This is a genomic window from Flavisolibacter ginsengiterrae DSM 18136 (assembly GCF_059568575.1).
Genome location: NZ_JCANTR010000012.1, coordinates 160,300 through 178,661 on the forward strand (window position 1 = coordinate 160,300; position 18,362 = coordinate 178,661).

The 18,362-nt window shown below is 41.3% G+C and carries 14 protein-coding genes; 11 read left to right on the forward strand and 3 right to left on the reverse strand.

Going from position 1 to position 18,362, the window contains the following annotated elements; genetic code table 11:
- Positions 1 to 36: 36 nt before the first annotated feature.
- The 3 genes from BP74_RS13925 to BP74_RS13935 all read left to right on the forward strand — a co-directional run bounded on the left by BP74_RS13925 (position 37) and on the right by BP74_RS13935 (position 3,177).
- Positions 37 to 930, forward strand: coding sequence for a diacylglycerol/lipid kinase family protein (locus BP74_RS13925; RefSeq protein ID WP_496374960.1), 894 nt, complete (start codon positions 37 to 39; stop codon positions 928 to 930).
- Positions 931 to 961: 31 nt separating this feature from the next.
- A complete protein-coding gene (locus BP74_RS13930) occupies positions 962 to 1,153 on the forward strand; it encodes a CsbD family protein (protein WP_496374961.1) in 192 nt (63 codons plus the stop codon).
- 149 nt (positions 1,154 to 1,302) lie between these two features.
- Positions 1,303 to 3,177 carry an ABC-F family ATP-binding cassette domain-containing protein gene (locus BP74_RS13935; protein ID WP_496374962.1) on the forward strand — a complete coding sequence of 625 codons (1,875 nt, stop codon included), beginning with the start codon at positions 1,303 to 1,305 and terminating at the stop codon, positions 3,175 to 3,177.
- A gap of 356 nt (positions 3,178 to 3,533) precedes the next feature.
- On the opposite strand, the gene BP74_RS13940 is transcribed toward BP74_RS13935, so the two are convergent.
- Positions 3,534 to 5,723, reverse strand: a complete 2,190-nt coding sequence (locus BP74_RS13940; RefSeq protein ID WP_496374963.1) for a glutamine synthetase III family protein — start codon at positions 5,721 to 5,723, stop codon at positions 3,534 to 3,536.
- Between the two features lie 149 nt (positions 5,724 to 5,872).
- Positions 5,873 to 7,156: a hypothetical protein gene (locus BP74_RS13945; protein ID WP_496374964.1), complete on the reverse strand. Its 1,284-nt coding sequence runs from the start codon at positions 7,154 to 7,156 to the stop codon at positions 5,873 to 5,875.
- 176 nt (positions 7,157 to 7,332) lie between these two features.
- On the opposite strand from BP74_RS13945, the gene purL reads away from it, so the two are divergent.
- The 4 genes from purL (at position 7,333) to BP74_RS13965 (ending at position 14,264) form a co-directional block, all read left to right on the forward strand.
- Positions 7,333 to 9,564 carry a phosphoribosylformylglycinamidine synthase subunit PurL gene (gene purL, locus BP74_RS13950; protein WP_496374965.1) on the forward strand — a complete coding sequence of 744 codons (2,232 nt, stop codon included), beginning with the start codon at positions 7,333 to 7,335 and terminating at the stop codon, positions 9,562 to 9,564.
- Between the two features lie 272 nt (positions 9,565 to 9,836).
- A complete protein-coding gene (gene pyrG, locus BP74_RS13955) occupies positions 9,837 to 11,486 on the forward strand; it encodes a CTP synthase (protein ID WP_496374966.1) in 1,650 nt (549 codons plus the stop codon).
- A gap of 183 nt (positions 11,487 to 11,669) precedes the next feature.
- Complete coding sequence (gene yidC, locus BP74_RS13960) at positions 11,670 to 13,502, forward strand: membrane protein insertase YidC (protein WP_496374967.1); 1,833 nt, start codon at positions 11,670 to 11,672, stop codon at positions 13,500 to 13,502.
- Between the two features lie 102 nt (positions 13,503 to 13,604).
- The gene (locus BP74_RS13965) at positions 13,605 to 14,264 is read left to right on the forward strand and encodes a hypothetical protein (RefSeq protein ID WP_496374968.1); all 660 of its coding nucleotides are present in this window, start codon (positions 13,605 to 13,607) and stop codon (positions 14,262 to 14,264) included.
- 33 nt (positions 14,265 to 14,297) lie between these two features.
- Here BP74_RS13965 and BP74_RS13970 read toward each other — a convergent pair whose 3' ends face one another.
- Positions 14,298 to 14,636 (reverse strand): hypothetical protein, encoded by a 339-nt coding sequence (locus BP74_RS13970; RefSeq protein WP_496374969.1) that lies wholly within the window; start codon positions 14,634 to 14,636, stop codon positions 14,298 to 14,300.
- A 148-nt stretch (positions 14,637 to 14,784) separates the two neighbouring features.
- On the opposite strand from BP74_RS13970, the gene BP74_RS13975 reads away from it, so the two are divergent.
- From BP74_RS13975 to BP74_RS13990, 4 genes are all read left to right on the forward strand, one after another.
- Entirely contained in the window at positions 14,785 to 16,200 is a 1,416-nt protein-coding gene (locus BP74_RS13975) for a tetratricopeptide repeat protein (protein ID WP_496374970.1), read from the forward strand.
- 63 nt (positions 16,201 to 16,263) lie between these two features.
- Complete coding sequence (locus tag BP74_RS13980) at positions 16,264 to 17,034, forward strand: phosphosulfolactate synthase (protein WP_072836863.1); 771 nt, start codon at positions 16,264 to 16,266, stop codon at positions 17,032 to 17,034.
- Positions 17,034 to 17,771, forward strand: coding sequence for a shikimate dehydrogenase family protein (locus tag BP74_RS13985; RefSeq protein WP_496374971.1), 738 nt, complete (start codon positions 17,034 to 17,036; stop codon positions 17,769 to 17,771). The genes BP74_RS13980 and BP74_RS13985 overlap by 1 nt, the downstream gene beginning before the upstream one ends.
- A 358-nt stretch (positions 17,772 to 18,129) precedes the next feature.
- On the forward strand, positions 18,130 to 18,362 hold a 233-nt coding region (locus BP74_RS13990; RefSeq protein WP_496374972.1), incomplete at its 3' end, for a transposase.

The window sequence follows — 18,362 nt, forward strand, 5'->3', positions numbered from 1 at the left end:
ATTATCTATACAATAAGTATGCACAATCAACAGCCCTTGAAATTGTTATTTGTAATCAACCCTGTTTCCGGCGGAAAAGAAAAGCAGGATTGGGAAGCATCCATCCGGGAATATTTTAAAGAGATTCCCCATATGGCTGAGTTTTATCTGTTAAATGGCCAGAGTGACAAAAGATCCTTACAGCATTATATTGAAACACTTTCACCGGACCGTGTGGTTGCCGTTGGGGGAGATGGAACCGTTAAAATGGTTACCGAATTACTAAAAGACACATCTATACCATTAGGTATCATTCCTGCCGGGTCAGCCAATGGAATGGCAAAAGAACTGGCCATTCCACTTGTGGTTGAAGATGCATTGAATGTCATTATGGAAGGCAGGTGCGAAAAGGTTGATGTTATAAAGATCAATGAGGAAGAGATCTGCCTGCATGTGAGTGATATAGGGCTAAATGCCATGCTGGTCAAATATTTCGAGGTTTCTAAAAAAAGGGGCATGTGGGGTTATGGGAAAGCACTTTTAAAGGTGCTTTGGGAAAAGCAAAAAATGTCTGTTACTATAAAAACAGATGAAAGCACCGTTAAACGAAAAGCATATATGGTTGCCCTGGCTAATGCCCGTAAATATGGAACAGGAGCCAATATCAATCCTGACGGGGATGTGTCGGACGGAAAATTCGAGGTCATTGTGGTAAGAAAACTGAATGTATTTGAGATCATCAAAGCCATATTTACGGACCGTTCATTCCACCCTGACCGTATCGAAGTATTCTCAACTACCACACTTGAATTAGATATTCATCGCAAAGCCTATTTCCAGGTGGATGGCGAGTTTAAAGGCAAGGTAAAATCCGTTAAAGCAAGGATTCTTCCCGGCGCTATTAATATCATGCTTCCAGTTTTGGAGGAAGTGAAAATGGCTCTGGCATAAAAATTTCTTTTTATTATTAAAATCAACAACTATGGATGAATTAGAACTTAGAGGCAAATGGCATGAGTTGAAAGGAAAAGCCAAGCAAGCTCATGGCGACCTTACAGATGATGATGTTAAATGGGAAGAAGGCAAGGACGAAGAATTTTTTGGCCGCATGCAAAATAAACTTGGTAAGACCAAGGATGAAGTAATAAGCTGGATAAGGGGCCTCGGTCGTTAAAAAGCATTAAGGTTTTCCATATGGAAAACCTTTTTTCTTTTAATCCTAACAGGCAGGTATGTTCATATGCTGCCTTCAAGCTTTTGGGGATATACACCTTTAATAAATCATTCTAAATACATTACTGCTCATGCCTTTACCTTTACAGCATGCATTATGTGTCAGCTGAGAACCTGGGTAAAGCCTACGGAATTAAACCTCTTTTTGAAAATATTTCCTTTCATATTTCCGAGGGCGACAAAATAGCCCTTGTAGCCAGGAACGGATCAGGAAAATCTACACTTTTAAAGATCATATCAGGGATTGAAGTGCCGGATAATGGTAAGATCTGGATCAATAAAAATGTAGATGTAGCACTATTTGAACAGGAGCCTAAATTAATAGATCATGCTTCTGTCCTTGATAATATCTTCCATGTCAACCACCCGGTAATGACAGTGATCAAGGAATACGAAGCTGCCATGGAAGCACACAATGATGCCTTGATCAGCAGTTCACTTATTAAGATGGATGAACTGGGAGCCTGGGATTTTGAAGCAAAAGTGAAGCAGATCCTTGGTAAATTGAATATTCATAATCTACAACAGCAAGTATCAACATTAAGTGGAGGGCAAAGAAAAAGGATCGCCCTGGCCAAAGTACTTATCGATATTGGTTTTGAACACAAGCATGTGTTGCTGATCATGGATGAGCCTACCAATCACCTCGATGTAAGTATGGTAGAATGGCTGGAGCATTACCTGAATAAGGAAAATGTCACGCTACTTTTAGTGACGCACGACCGGTATTTCCTTGATGCTATTTGCAATGAAGTATGGGAACTATCAGATGGCAACCTCTATGAGCATAAAGGAGATTACGAGAATTACCTGGAGAAAAAGGCTATGCGTGAAGAAAGCGAAGCAGCAAGTGTGGATAAGGCAAGAAATCTTTACAGGAAAGAATTGGAGTGGATGAGGAAACAGCCAAAGGCCCGGACCACAAAATCAAAAAGCCGGATAGATGCCTTCTATGATGTGGAGAAAAAGGCTAAACAGCAGTTAATGGACCAGGAACTTCAATTGCAAAGCAAAATGAGCAGGTTGGGTGGCAAAACTGTGGAAATGAAAAAGGTTTACAAAAGTTATGGGGAGAAACAGATACTAAAAGGATTCGATTATACATTCAAAAAAGGGGAGCGATTGGGAATTGTTGGTAAAAATGGGGCTGGTAAATCCACTTTTATCAATATGATCCAGGATTTGGAGCCGGTCGATTCCGGAAAGATCAATGTGGGTGATACTGTAGTATTTGGAAATTATTCCCAACAGGGATTGGTGGTGAAGGAAGATATGAGGGTGATCGAATACGTGAAAAATATAGCAGAAAATTTTCCATTGGCCAATGGCGGATCGCTCAGTGCTGCGCAATTTCTGAATCTTTTTCTTTTTCCTCCAGAACAGCAATATACCTATATCAATAAGTTAAGCGGGGGTGAAAGAAGACGTCTGCACCTGTTAACCGTGCTGTTTCGCAATCCCAATTTCCTCATCCTTGATGAACCGACCAATGACCTGGACCTTCCGACTTTATCCGTGCTGGAAAACTATTTACTGGAATTCCAGGGATGCCTGGTAATAGTAAGTCACGACCGCTATTTCATGGATCGCCTGGTAGATCATCTTTTTGTTTTTGAGGGCGATGGAGAAATAAAAGATTTCCCGGGTAATTATTCACAATTAAGAGAATGGCAAAAAATGAAAGAGGAAGCGCCTGAATTGAGGGTAGCTACTGAAACGCCCAAACAGGCTGAACCCATTTTATTAAAGAAAAAGCTGAGTTATAAGGAGCAAAGAGAGTTCGAACTCCTTGAAAATGAATTAAAAATGCTGGAAAAAGAAAGAACAGGCTTATATGCAGAACTTTCAGCCGGCAACCTTCCCTATGACAAGATACAGGAAGTCTCTGCCAGGATCAATGAAATTAACCAGGCAATTGATGACAAAGAATTGAGATGGTTAGAGTTAAGTGAAGCGGTATCGTAGTTTTACGTATTTGATTTTCAAAATATTGTTTATACTTTTATCCCAGAATCCTTCCCTTTAAAAACACAGTAAAGACCAGCATCCAGTATACTTGTTAAACCTCTTTTTGAGTTAACACATTAAAATTTGCTGTGTATGAAAAAAATTTACTCCCTATTTCATGATGAAAAAGTACAGGACACTTTAATCGTTGCAGTAGTATTAGCGATCATTATTACGCTATCTGTTGTATTTATTTAAAGTATAGTACTGGACTTTGAAAACTTAATGCTAAGCATTAAGAGAACTTGTTAGTTGCCAGACTATAAAAAATAAAAATCCCGCATGAAGCGGGATTTTTATTTAACTACGCTGTATTATCTTAAAAATACAAGTTCTCTGTATTTAGGCAGGTACCATTCCTTATCATCAATCATCAGTTCAAGTTTGTCAACATGATACCTTAACTCATCAAAGAATTTTTCTTTGACATCCGCACAATAGGCAAGTGCCTTCTCCCTGGTATCGGTAAGATTATTGGCTTTCTTTCTCGCTTCTATCATGGCAACGGTCAACTCGCTTACCTTATTGATATGCTCGGAAATTTTTGAAAGTATTTCCGTACGCTGAGCGCAGGCCGCATCTCCCAAACAAATATCCTTCAATCCCTTAACATTCTCCACCAGGATATTTTGATAACGTACAGCTGCTGGTAATACATGGCTTGTCGAAAGCTCAGCCATAAGCCTGCTTTCAATTTGCACCTTCTTAATATACTTCTCCAGTTCAATCTCATGTCGTGCTTCCAGCTCAGGGTGAGAATAGATGTTGTTATCAGAAAAAAGCTTCTTTGCTTTTTCTGTAACCATAGCATCCAATGCCAAAGGTGTTGTTTTTACATTAGGCAGGCCACGGCGTTCTGCCTCATTTTGCCATTCTTCGCTATATCCATCACCTTCAAACAATATTTTTTCACTGGCTACAATGTATTCCCTAATGGTATGCATGATAGCTATTTCTTTTTTCTCCCCTTTTTCAATCAGGCCATCAACATCTTTCTTGAACTTCTTCAGTGTATCAGCCATAATTGTATTCAAAACAGTCATGGCATTGGCGCAGTTGGCCGATGAACCTACTGCCCTGAATTCAAATTTATTACCAGTGAAAGCAAATGGAGAAGTACGGTTCCTGTCTGTATTATCCATTAATAATTCAGGAATGCTGCGATGTATATCGATCTTCAGCATGCTTTCATCTGTTTCATCCATTTTTTCTGTAACCCTGGCCTTAACATCCTGTAAAACCTTTGTAAGGTATTCGCCTATGAAAACTGAGATAATAGCTGGAGGTGCTTCATTTGCACCCAGGCGAAAATCATTGCTCGCTGAAGCTATGGAAGCTCTTAACAGATCGGAATAATCATGTACTGCTTTAATGCTGTTTACAAAAAATGCAAGGAACATTAAATTGGTCTTCGGAGTCTTGCCCGGAGCCAGCAGGTTCACACCCGTATCGGTGGCCATGCTCCAGTTATTATGTTTACCGCTACCATTAATTCCTGCAAAAGGCTTTTCATGTAAAAGCACTCTCAGTTTATGACGGGCAGCCACACGTGTCATAATATCCATCAACAGGGTATTATGATCTACGGCCAGGTTTACTTCTTCAAAAATAGGTGCACACTCAAATTGTGCCGGGGCTACTTCATTATGGCGCGTGCGAAGTGGAATGCCTAATTTGTAAGCCTCATTCTCATAATCAAGCATGAAGGCATAGATCCTTTCAGGAATGGAACCGAAATAATGATCTTCCAGTTGTTGTCCTTTGGCAGGGTTATGGCCAAAAACAGTCCTTCCACAAAGTAACAGGTCAGGTCTTGCGTTGAACAAACCTTCATCTACAATGAAATATTCCTGTTCCCAACCAAGGGTAGGCGTTACATGGGCAACATTCCTGTCAAAATAATTACACACATCGACCGCTGCGTGGTTCAAAGCTTCAATAGCTTTCAGCAAAGGAGCTTTGTAATCAAGTGACTCGCCTGTATAAGAAACAAATATGGTAGGGATACATAAAGTTTTGCCGTATCCCGTATCCATAATAAATGCGGGGGAGGAAGGATCCCAGGCAGTATAACCACGGGCTTCAAAAGTGGCGCGTAAGCCTCCGCTTGGGAAAGAAGATGCATCTGGTTCCTGCTGGATCAGTGCATCACCCTCAAACTGCTCAATAGGGGTACCATCGCTCTTGAGTGTAAAAAAAGAATCATGCTTTTCGGCAGTAGTACCGGTTAATGGTTGAAACCAGTGGGTAAAATGCGTAACGCCTTTAGTGTCAGCCCATGCCCTGATTCCATTGGCTATCTGGGCAGCCATTGAACGGTCAATTTTTTGTCCTGCCCTTATAGACCCTAACAGGCTTTTGAAGGCTTCATCACTTAAAAATTGTCTAGCTACCTGGTGGGTAAATACGTTCTCCGCAAAAATGGCTGTGATCTTTGTTGAATTGCCCGGTTGAACCGTTTGCAAATTCAACAGGTTGTTGAGAGCATTAAATCGAAGTGACATAGGCTTTATTCTTTTCAGCAAAGAAATTAAAACCTAAGGAATAAATTGACAATATTTGGTGAAATGTGATAAAAAAGAGGATAAACTTGTTCGCAAACTATAAAATATGCAATGCAGAGCTTAGATTTAGAAGGGTAATGAATAAAAAACTAAATATTATTTTTATTATTTATGTTGCCTAATGTCCACCTTCCCACTTTGTCCCAGTCAATCCTTGCCATCAGGGGAACAATAAGGAAAGGGATCACGATACTCCTGTATCTCACTATGGCTCCCAACACATTCACACTATACCCGATCATCATTAAGACGGAAAAGGAAAAGAACAGGCAAAACATCAGAAAAGGATTTATATGGATCCCATTCCTTCTCCAGAAAAGAAAAACTATAAACAATAAGAGCACAGTATTGATTTCGGCTGCTGCTGCAAGAGATAGCAGGTGATGCACATCTGATGGAAAAGGCCGGATCGTGCTTAACAGAAAAGCCTGCGGTGTATTTTGTATAAAACTGGAGATCGTTGGTTGCAGGGAATTTACCTGTATGGCCGATCCTCCACCGAGGTCCATGAATTCTTTTTGTTTGACAGCTACTGCATCAAGGAAATCAAGCCTGGGATTAATGTACTTACCACAAAAGAATATCAACAGGGCAGCCAGGTATATAATTCCGAAAACCTTGATAGGTTTCAATTGTAATTTTTCACTGGCTATCCAAGCTATGATTGCAGTGAGTAGGGGAAGGATCAAAAAATTCCGAAGGATCAACACAAGCAGGAACCCTAAAAGGATCATCGATAACCTGGAAATAGAGAACCTGTTTTCTTTAAAGCCATAGTATAAATGGTAGCATATCAGACCAAGACCGGTAAAGATCAATCCTTCTTTATGTAACCCACTGGTCCAGTAAATAAATGAAGGAATAAGAAACGTTGCAATCAATACAGGAATTTTCCTGCGTGGAAAAATATCTTTCATGACCCTGTAAATGGCTATAGGTCCGAACAGCGTAATAAAAGAATAGAAGATCAGGTTGATGTAATAATGTGCAAAGCTGAAAACATTCCAGATGGCCATGATCTTAATGAGGAAATTAGCTTTCAGGTCATTCCACCAGGAGTTGTGGCTTTGCAGGAAATTGGTATATCCGCCTTCATAATTACTTCTGAAAAGACTGGCCACAAACTCCGCCGGATCTGAGATCAATAAATGGTATTCCTGGATGCTTTCGTAATGATACGCCCAGGTATCAACCATCTGGGCCATCTGGCCATAATACACGCCTATCCATCCATACACTATACCCGCCATTACTTTTAATAAAAAAAGAATGATTAATTGCGAGGTAGTTAATCCGGATTTAGTGAAAAATTTGATCCTGGTGATCAGCCATGCGAAAAAAATAAGATAAGCAGCAAACAACAAATGCTCCAACCGGTTTCAGTTTATCGGCACAAAATACCAAAAGAAGTTGAGAACTCTTAACGATGCATAACAGCTTCCCGGAGATATTGATTTAACCCTTGATTTTAGTTATTGGTTTATGGCTTTAAGGCTGTTGCTATTTTATACATTTTAGGCCTTAGCTTTGCGCCTTTCATAACAACATCATGGAAATTACTGCAAAAACAGCCCAGCAACTACGCCTGACAGAAGAAGAATTTGAACTCATAAAACAAAAATTAGGTCGCACGCCTAATTTCAATGAGCTCTGTGCTTTTTCAGGCATGTGGAGTGAACATTGCAGTTATAAAAATTCAATCAAATGGCTAAAGACCTTGCCAAGAGAAGGATCCAGGATGTTGGTAAAGGCAGGAGAAGAAAATGCAGGTTTGATGGATATAGGTGATGGTTATGGTGTTGTATTTAAAATAGAATCGCACAACCACCCATCCGCCATTGAACCTTTCCAGGGCGCTGCTACAGGTGTTGGTGGCATACACAGGGATATATTCACTATGGGTGCCCGGCCTATTGCTGCCTTAAATTCACTGCGTTTCGGAGACCTGGAAGAAGCAAAGACACAGCATCTCCTGGCTGGTGTTGTACATGGCATTGGCCATTATGGCAATTGCTTTGGAGTTCCTACCGTTGGAGGGGAGATCTATTTTGAAAATTGTTATCATACCAACCCGCTCGTTAATGCCATGAGTGTGGGTATAGTTAAAGAAGGTAAGACTGTTTCTGCAACTGCATTGGGAGAAGGAAACCCTGTAATGTATGTAGGAAGCGCTACGGGTAAAGATGGAATTGGAGGAGCGTCTTTTGCTTCAGCAGACATCACTGCAGAAAGTACGGAAGAATTACCTGCTGTGCAGGTGGGTGATCCCTTCCAGGAGAAAAAATTACTGGAAGCCTGTCTTGAGGTCATAGAGACGGGGGCAGTAGTGGGTATGCAGGATATGGGTGCAGCTGGTATCATTTGTTCCACTGCTGAAATGAGTGCTAAAGGTGAGGTGGGCATGAGGATAGACCTGGATAAGGTGCCTACACGCCAGCAGAATATGAAGGCCTGGGAATTGTTATTAAGTGAAAGCCAGGAAAGGATGTTGCTGGTAGTGGAAAAAGGTAAGGAAGATGTGGTTAAAAAAGTTTTTGATAAATGGGATTTGGAAAGTTCAGTGATAGGTGAAGTAACGACTGATGGATTATTAAGTTTTTATATCAATGGTGAGCTGGAAGCTCAAATACCAGCACAGGAACTGGTTTTAGGTGGAGGCGCCCCACAATACAACAGGGATTTCCGCAGGCCTTCCTATTTCGATGAGATAGAGAAATTCGATACCATGGAAATAGAACAGCCTAAAGATCTAAAGGCAATGGCAGAACAATTAATTCAATTACCATCTATAGCTTCCAAGCGTTGGATATATAACCAGTATGACAGTATGGTGGGCACCGTAAATGCTTCCACCAATAACCCAAGCGATGCAGCAGTTGTATTGGTTCGGGAAACAGGAAAGGCCCTGGCGGTGACAGTCGATTGCAATAGCCGCTATGTATATGCCGATCCGTACAAAGGTGCTATGATAGCAGTTTCCGAAGCTGCGCGCAATATTATTTGCAGCGGTGGGCAACCACTTGGCGTAACGAATTGCCTGAATTTTGGAAATCCCTTCGACCCGGAAGTATATTACCAGTTTGTTAATGCCATCAAAGGAATGGGAGAGGCTTGCAGGAAATTTGATACGCCGGTCACAGGTGGTAATGTGAGTTTTTATAACCAGAATCCTGAAGGTCCTGTTTATCCAACACCAACAATTGGCATGGTTGGCTTAGTAGATGATCCCGGTAAAAAAATGACCCTCAATTTTAAAACCGAGGGAGATTCCATATTTATTATCGGGCATCTAAAAGATGATATGAATTGCTCGGAATATTTGCATAAGCTAAGAGGTGTTGAATATTCCCCGGCTCCTTATTTCGACCTTGAAGAGGAATACGACCTGCAGAATAAGATCTCGGAACTTATTAAAGAAGGGATCATTGAATCCGCACACGACCTCAGTGAGGGTGGCTTATTCATTACGCTTTGCGAAAGCGGGTTTACCAATGAATTAGGATTTACCATTCGCACCCATAAGGACCTTCGCAAAGATGCCTTCCTGTTTGGAGAAGCGCAAAGCCGCGTGGTTGTTTCTATTTCTCCTGCAAATTTCGAAGCGTTTGAAAATACGATTAGACACTTCCCACACCATGAAATCGGGGTGGTTTCAACTGGAAAAGTTGAAATTGACGGTGCAGATTGGGGACATATCACCAACTGGAAGGATCTGTATGATTCATCCATTGAAAAGCATTTATCTAAAGAAATTGAATCAGAAGCTTTAGGAATGCTCTAAGGATTTAACCACCGTTTTTCCACAGGTTTGTTAAAAGCTTTTTCCCGCTTAAAAAATAGCTGTAGGTTTGCATGACCCCCCGGAATATTTTGACCATTCCGCACGGTCAATAGAGTAAGCACATTTACATTGATTTGAGACCTTTATCCACATGGATATGCTTTTGCCTTTGGACCTGAAATCCAGGTGAAACGGAAAAAGATGTAGCTTATTTCTAATTCAACCAGTATAATTTTCAAACTCCTGTTCATCAACAGGGCAAACCATTGATAATGGCTAAATATATTTTTGTTACAGGCGGAGTTACTTCTTCATTAGGTAAGGGAATTATTGCAGCCTCACTTGCCAAGTTATTACAGGCAAGGGGATTGCGGGTTACCATTCAAAAATTCGATCCCTATATTAATGTGGATCCCGGTACTTTAAACCCTTACGAACACGGAGAATGCTTTGTAACAGAAGATGGTGCAGAAACTGACCTGGACCTTGGCCACTATGAACGTTTCCTCAACATATTTACTTCCCAGGCTAATAATGTGACCACCGGCCGCATTTACCAAACGGTAATTAATAAGGAAAGAGAAGGTTCCTATTTAGGTAAGACGGTGCAGGTTATCCCGCATATTACCGATGAGATCAAAAGAAGAATGATCTTACTGGGACAGAAAAATGAATATGATATTGTCATTTCTGAAATAGGAGGAACTGTAGGTGACATTGAGTCACTTCCCTATATAGAGGCGATCCGTCAATTGCAATGGGAATTACCTGAGGAAGATCTCCTGGTAGTTCATCTGACGCTAATTCCCTACCTGAAAGCTGCCAAAGAATTAAAGACCAAACCTACGCAACACTCAGTAAAGCTTCTTAGTGAAAGTGGCGTATTCCCCGATGTTTTGGTATGTCGAACTGAAGAACCGCTTACCATTGAATTAAAGAAAAAAATTGCACTGTTTTGCAATGTTAAAACAGAGGCGGTCATTGAAGCGCCAGATGCCAATACTATATACGAAGTGCCTTTGCTGATGATGAATGAGAAGCTTGATCTCATTGTTTTAAAGAAATTAAATATTACCAATTTTCACGAACCCGAACTTGCCAGGTGGAAGGAGTTTCTGGATAAACTAAAATATCCAAAAGCAAAAATCACCATTGGGTTAATTGGTAAATATGTTGAGCTCCAGGATGCCTATAAGTCAATTTTAGAAGCTTTCGTCCATGCTGGTGCTGTAAATGAATGCAAGGTCCAGGTGGTTCCGATACATTCAGAATTTATTACCTGTGATAATGTTGCTGAGAAATTGGAAAACCTGGATGGGTTGTTAGTAGCACCGGGATTTGGCCATAGGGGAGTGGAAGGTAAGATCACTGCTGTAAAGTTTGCAAGAGAATCAGGTTTGCCATTCTTTGGTATTTGCCTGGGTATGCAGATGTCTGTTATTGAATACGGGCGTGATATATTGGGCATTAAGGACGCCCAGTCTTCTGAAATGGATCCACATGCATCCGAACCCGTAATAGATATGATGGAGGAACAGAAGAAGATTACTGCCAAAGGAGGTACCATGCGTCTTGGTTCTTACCCTTGCGAGATCAAGGAGGGCACATTGGCTTATAGGATCTATGGGGTAACATTGATCAATGAAAGGCATAGGCACCGCTATGAGTTCAATAATAAATACCTGGACCAATATGAACAGAATGGCATGATAGCCAGCGGCCGGAATCCTGAAACGGGGCTGGTGGAGATCATGGAAGTGGCCAATCACCCCTTCTTTATCGGTTGTCAATACCACCCCGAGTTAAAGAGTACTGTGGAGAACCCACATCCCCTGTTTGTTCATTTTGTGGGCGCCGCCAAACGATTTAATGAACAAAAGATCACGGCCCGAAATCCCTTATTACAGGGTGAAATGATCTGATAAATCATATTTTTTCAATTAGAGGCACAGGTTTGAGCTTAACAGAAGTTTTAAGTTCTCCTTGTGCCTTAATTCATCCGGCCAATTGAGAGTTCTGCCTATCTTTGCCGACTTTAATAAGGACAGGGGTATGAAGGCCAGTCAGGCTTAAAACATACCTGGCTCCAAATCATTTACTACAAGATGAATTTCGACCGTAATACCGTTATCGGTTTTGTTGTACTGGCTCTGTTGTTCTTTGGATACTTTTATTTCAATAATCAGCAACAGGTTGCTTACCAAAAGCAAAGGGCTAAACAGGATTCCATAGCCAAAGCCAACCAGCCAAAGATCACCACCAATCCGCAAAGAACTGACAGCCTTAACAATGACTCCTTGTCCCACCCAACAATTGCCGGGGACTTTGGAACCTATAGTAATGGCACTGAACAGACAACTGTGGTGGAGAACGATGTTCTCCGGGTTACTTTTTCCAATAAAGGTGGACAGCCAAAAAAAGTTGAACTGAAAAATTTCAAGGCTCCTGATAGTACCAATGTAAAGCTGGCATCAAGCAGTTTTGATAAAATTGATTATACCATTATTCCCGCGCCCAATACTACAACTTCTATCAGCAGTTTTTATTTTACAGGCGGGCAGGTTACAAAAAATGCAGATAATTCAATAGTAGTCAACTACGAATTACCTTCTGCAGGAAAGACGATCAAACACCAGTTTGTTTTAAAGCCAGGGAACTACATGCTTGATTTTAACCTTGAGATCACGGGTGCAGACCAACTGCTTTCCAATAATACCTTGAACCTGACCTGGCAGAATAAAGCCCTCCAACTACAAAAAGACCTCAAATACGAAAGACAGCAATCACAGGTTAGTTATAGGGTAGACGGTGAATATGATCATAGTTCTGCCATGAGCAGCAATACAGAGGAGTTCAAAAAGCCGGTTAACTGGGTTTCTGTAAAACAGCAGTTCTTTAATACTACATTGATCGCCAAAAATAATTTCACTTCCGGAAGTATTGACTGGACCGCTCCGCAAACAACCGATTCCAATACAGTAGTCCAGGCTATTGCCAATTTAAAGATTCACGTTCCGTCATCGAACGCTTCTATACCCATGTCAATATATTATGGTCCTACGGATTATAAGATATTGAAAGCCTATGGCAATGATATGGAAGATATGGTGAACCTGGGTAGTGGTATATTTTCATTTGTCAAATACATCAACCGCTGGGTCATTCTTCCTGTTTTTGATTTCTTTACCAAATTTGCCCACAACTATGGTATTGTCATTTTATTACTGACCCTGTTCATTCGCTTACTGATATCTCCGCTTACCTATTCCAGTTACCTCAGTGGTGCTAAAATGAAAGTATTGCGGCCAGAGATCGAGCAGCTGAAAGCCAAGTATGGCAGTGACCAGCAGCAAATAAGCATGGAGCAAATGAAACTGTTCCGGGAGGCAGGTGTAAATCCATTGGGAGGATGTATTCCGGGATTGCTGCAGGTGCCGATTTTCTTTGCATTGTATAGTTTCTTTAATTCGAATGTTGCTTTGCGTGGTAAAAACTTTTTATGGTCTGATGACCTTTCACAGTATGACAGCATTTTACACTTCGGGTTCAACATGCCTTTACTGGGCAATCACCTAAGCCTGTTCACGCTGACAGCAGTGGCAACAAGCTTTCTGATCTCTATCTATAGCATGAGCATGACACCGGACCAGGGCAACCCTGTGTTGAAATACATGCCTTACTTTTTCCCTATCATTTTATTGTTTGTTTTTAACGGTTTGCCTTCAGGGTTAACATGGTATTATACGATTTCCAATATCATCACCCTGGCGCTTCAATTCATCATTCAGAATTATATTATTGACCATGATAAGATATTAGCAAAAATTGAAGTGAACCGGAAAAAGCCAAAGACCAAGACGAAATGGGCAGAAAGGCTGGAACAAATGCAGGAACAGCAGAAGAAGGTTCAGGAGATGCAGAAAAAAAATAAGAACTGATTTATAATGATTTAACAAATCCCGTCTTTTAACAAGACGGGATTTTTCTTTACGCAACTATTGCAGATATTTGACTCGTCTATAGAAGGATAATAAAAACACATGAAACATTTCAGACTGGTATTAGTAACATTTTTGATCATTGCTTCACTGCCTTCAATGGCACAGAAAAGGATATCGGAAGGAACCATCTCTTATGATATTGTGATCAACACAGGAACCGATAAGCCACAAGGTGCGGATTTCCTGGACGGAGCTACAAGCGCTGTTTATATCAAAGGTCCAAAGACGCGGACTGAAATGGTGAGTCCTCTTGGCACACAATCCACCATCATAGATGGTACAAAAAATTCGATCGTCATTCTTAAGGAATATGGTGAACAGAAATACATGATCAACCTGAAGCCGGATGACTGGAAGGATGCCAATAAAAAATATGAAGATGTAAGCTTTACCTATGATAATACCGCTTCCAGGACCATTTTAGGATATAAGGCTGCTAAGGCCATTGGTAAACTAAAAGATGGTACCACTTTTACGGTCTGGTACACAACTGACCTCTTGCCTGAAAACAAGGATTTCCAGTATGCTAATAAAAACCTGCCTGGCCTTGCACTGGAATATGAGACCAATATGGGCAATTTGAAGGTGACTTACACTGTATCCAAGATTAGTTTCAGCCCGGTTCCTGCGGCGAAATTCGACATTCCTAAATCAGGTTACAGGATGTTGACCTATGATGAAAGCAAAAAAGGCCTGTAACTGGGGGGAAGAAAAGATTAAAAAAGTTGATAACTAAAGAGCAGGATTGAACTTAATCTTGCCAAGCATCACCTTCTTTTTAAGGGGCAGAACATAGGTAGCATTGCCTTTTTGATAAGTAGCTACTGTGTTTAGCATGATAAATTGCTTTTGGGGGGCAATGCTGAATAAATTGTTGCTCTTGTAATTATAGCCAGAACGCAGGTTAAAATTCTTTGCGCTTGGAGTAAAAGTTGAAGAGTTGGCGAATTTTTTGAATTTCTTACCGCCATCACCTAAAGTAGCAAAAGCTGCCAGGGATGCTGTTATAAGCACAGCAGTAGCCAGCTTTCTCTTGATGATGTGTTTGCTTATTTTGGCGGTCAGGTTCATTCTGGCACAAAAGTAGTAAAAAATATTAACATTCTTTCAACCACAGCTCTCCTTTCTTTACAATTAGTTTAACGTCCCGGGAAAGAAAATGTTGCAGAAACTTGGTAGTTTTTATTTGAAAGAGTAATTTGTTATAGAAGAATTTTACATGATCAGTGATCCATACCATGACCGTGAAAGTATTGATGAACTTCTAAAGCACTATAATAACCTCCGCAATGGTGGTTCGGGCATATTCCTGGAAGAAGAGGCATTTGAAAAGATCATAGATTATTATGATGACCAGGAAGAGATCAGTAAAGCCCTGGAAGCTGCCGAAACAGCCATAGAATATTTTCCTTTTTCTGCTCCCTTGCTCATCCGAAAGGCCGATCTTTTACTGGCCACCCGCAAATACCGCGAAGCCCTTGAACTCTTGGAAAGGGCGGAACTTTTCGATGCCAGGGATATCAACCTCTATATTCTCAAGACAGATGCCTACCTGGCCATGGACAAACATGAACAGGCGGTGGAACTGCTGGAAAAAGCTGTGGCTTCATTCGAAGGAGAGGAAAAGATCGAATTACTTTTCGAGCTGGCGGATGTGTATGACGACTACGAGGAATTTGATAAGGTATTCGACTGCCTGACCGTTATTCTCCAGGAAGATCCTACCAACGAGGAAGCATTATATAAGATCTGTTTCTGGACAGACTTTACCGGGCGTAATGAAGAAAGCATCAAGCTGCACAGGGCTATAATAGAGGATCATCCTTTCAGTGAATTGGCCTGGTTCAACCTGGCTGCCGCTTACCAGGGATTGAAATTGTATGAAAAATCAATAGATGCCTACCAGTATGCCCTGGCTATCGATGAAAAATTTGATTACGCCTACCGCAATATCGGTGATGCTTACCTGCGCTTACGGAAATACAAGGAGGCCATTGAAGCCCTGGAAAAGGTTTTGGAGCTATCCAAACCTGAAGAAGTGATTTATGAGGCCATTGGCCACTGTTATGATCACCTGAAGAACTATGCCCAGGCAAGGTTTCATTACAGGAAAGCATCTCACCTCAATCCTGACGACAGCAAATTGTATTATAAGATAGCCTGTACGTACTATAACGAAGGCCAATATGGCAGCGCCATCAAGCAACTGGAATCAGCCCTGAAGATCCATCGCCTGCAGGCAGAATATAACCTGCTGATGGGAGAGTGCAAGTTGCAGATGAACGAGATCAAGGAAGCCGTCCAGTTTTTATCTACTGCAGTAAGGGTAAGGCCTAAAAATATTTCCGGTTGGGAAGCCCTGATACGGTGCCTGTACACTGCCGAATTCTACACAGAGGCCAAACAGCAGGCCCAGGCGGCCCTCGGTCATACCGACAATAAAGCAGTGTTCCTGTATTACCTGAGCGCTATTCTGTTTGCCATGAGCAAATCCAAGGAGGCCTTATTGTATTTGGAAAAGGCTTTATCTACCACCCCAAAGCATTTGAAGAAGTTCATTCAATTGAATCCATCTATATTACAAAATCCTCACGTAGTGGACCTTATAGCCCAATATAAAAAGGGCAGGAGATAATAATCACCTACCGGTTTTGCAGACTTCCCTATTTTTGCGCCCAATATTTACAACCGCCGAATAATGAATTTTAATCTTTCCCAAATTCCAGATCGCTATCAAAAGCCAAGAACCGCCGGTATCACTATGGTAATGGACAAAGGCCTTAGTGTAGAAGAAGCACGGAACTTCCTAAGCGTTTCCAATCCACACGTTGATATTATAAAACTCGGTTTCGGAACTTCTTTTGTTACCCCTAACCTGAGAGAAAAATTAGAAATATACCGTTCTCACGATATCCCTGTTTATTTTGGAGGTACACTTTTCGAAGCCTTCCTTATCCGCAACCAGTTTGATGATTATATAGAAGTGTGTAAGGATTTTGGTATCAGTTATATGGAAGTGAGTGATGGATCTATCACCATTCCGCATGCTGAAAAATGCGGCTACATTGAAAAACTGACAAAGCATGGCACCGTTTTAAGTGAAGTAGGTAGCAAAGATGCCGCTCATATCATTCCACCCTATAAGTGGATAGAATTGATGCGTGCAGAATTGAATGCAGGAGCCACCTATGTGATTGCAGAAGCCCGCGAAGCAGGAAATGTGGGTATCTACCGTGGGTCTGGTGAAGTGAGGGAAGGATTGGTGCAGGAGATATTAACGCAGATCCCTGGTGATAAAGTGATCTGGGAAGCTCCTCAAAAAGCGCAGCAGCTTTACTTTATCGAGCTCCTGGGTGCCAATGTTAACCTGGGTAATATCGCTCCCACTGAAGTGATACCCATGGAAACAATGCGTATAGGTTTAAGAGGTGACACTTTCCATCTTTACCTGAATAAAGAAAATGCATAATGAGACGTTTTGGCCTAATAGGAAAAACGCTTTCGCATTCATTTTCTAAAAACTATTTTACCCAAAAGTTCGCACGGGAACATATCAATAATTGCAGGTACGATCTCTTTGAGTTAAAAACCATAGAGGACCTACCTGCACTTTTATTATCCAACCCCGACCTGGAAGGCCTGAATGTTACCATTCCCTATAAACAGGAGGTGATCCCTTATCTGGATGAGGCTTCAGATGTAGTAAAGGAGATTGGAGCCTGTAACTGCATTAAAATAGCAGGAGGCAAATTAAAAGGGTTTAATACGGACGTTGTGGGGTTTAAAAGATCCCTGGAAACCCATTTACAGCCCGGGCATGATAAAGCCCTCATTTTGGGTACCGGCGGTGCCGCCAGGGCCGTGCAATTTGCTTTAAAGGAGCTCGGTATAGAATATAAACTGGTTTCAAGGCGTAAAACAGCCGAAGGATTAGGATATGAGGATATAGGGGAAGATGTTGTGAAAAATTATCCTTTGATCATCAATACAACCCCACTGGGTATGTACCCTAATGTTAATGATGCACCACCCATTCCTTACGAATATGTATCTACCCGTCATTTACTCTTTGATCTTATATATAACCCGGAAAAAACCAGGTTCCTTCAAAATGGTGAGGAGCAGGGTGCCCGGATAGCCAATGGTCATGACATGCTCATCCTCCAGGCTGAAGAAAGCTGGCGTATCTGGAACACTGGATCCTGAATAATCCCCCAAACTTTCATAATACCACTGACCTGGACCTAAATCACTGGTTATTACTTGTTTAGTTAACATTTACCCCTCAATCTTATTTCTGCTCTTCATAAAATAACGGGCTCTTTTCACCAAAGTCCATTTGACTGAACTTAAAAATGACAGCCCCGAATCAGCCCTTTTGACCTAAAGGAACTTTTCAACCCCAAACTACAAATTATTATGGCTCCTGGCACTATGCCACCGGCTTCGGTAGTGTTTAGATAACTGTGTAAAGGGATAGGGAGGCACAGCAGTTGGAAGATGAGGATTACCTCTGCTGCTGTTGCCGGACGATATTGGTTAACTTTAAAACACAGTTATTGTTATGGAAGTCAGCGAACAATTAAAGCTTTTGCTCAAAGAGCAGATAAAGCAACAATCCAGTGCTGGTGGCATCAGCGATTTATTGCAACAGGTCTTTAAAGAAGCTATCCAGGAGATGCTTCAGGCAGAAATGGACAATCATGTAGGCTATGAAAAGCATGCTCCTGATGCCTGTGAGTACCCCAATAGCCGCAATGGAACCAGCTCAAAAACACTTAAAACAAAGCTTGGTAA

What these genes read in the sequence shown, in the direction of transcription:
- BP74_RS13965 (WP_496374968.1), top strand. Translation starts at nt 13,605, where the DNA reads ATGAAACATTTCAGACTGGTATTAGTAACATTTTTGATCATTGCTTCA.
- BP74_RS13930 (WP_496374961.1), top strand. Translation starts at nt 962, where the DNA reads ATGGATGAATTAGAACTTAGAGGCAAATGGCATGAGTTGAAAGGAAAA.
- BP74_RS13940 (WP_496374963.1), bottom strand. Translation starts at nt 5,723, where the DNA reads ATGTCACTTCGATTTAATGCTCTCAACAACCTGTTGAATTTGCAAACG.
- pyrG (WP_496374966.1), top strand. Translation starts at nt 9,837, where the DNA reads ATGGCTAAATATATTTTTGTTACAGGCGGAGTTACTTCTTCATTAGGT.
- BP74_RS13980 (WP_072836863.1), top strand. Translation starts at nt 16,264, where the DNA reads ATGAATTTTAATCTTTCCCAAATTCCAGATCGCTATCAAAAGCCAAGA.
- BP74_RS13985 (WP_496374971.1), top strand. Translation starts at nt 17,034, where the DNA reads ATGAGACGTTTTGGCCTAATAGGAAAAACGCTTTCGCATTCATTTTCT.
- BP74_RS13970 (WP_496374969.1), bottom strand. Translation starts at nt 14,636, where the DNA reads ATGAACCTGACCGCCAAAATAAGCAAACACATCATCAAGAGAAAGCTG.
- yidC (WP_496374967.1), top strand. Translation starts at nt 11,670, where the DNA reads ATGAATTTCGACCGTAATACCGTTATCGGTTTTGTTGTACTGGCTCTG.
- purL (WP_496374965.1), top strand. Translation starts at nt 7,333, where the DNA reads ATGGAAATTACTGCAAAAACAGCCCAGCAACTACGCCTGACAGAAGAA.
- BP74_RS13975 (WP_496374970.1), top strand. Translation starts at nt 14,785, where the DNA reads ATGATCAGTGATCCATACCATGACCGTGAAAGTATTGATGAACTTCTA.
- BP74_RS13935 (WP_496374962.1), top strand. Translation starts at nt 1,303, where the DNA reads ATGCATTATGTGTCAGCTGAGAACCTGGGTAAAGCCTACGGAATTAAA.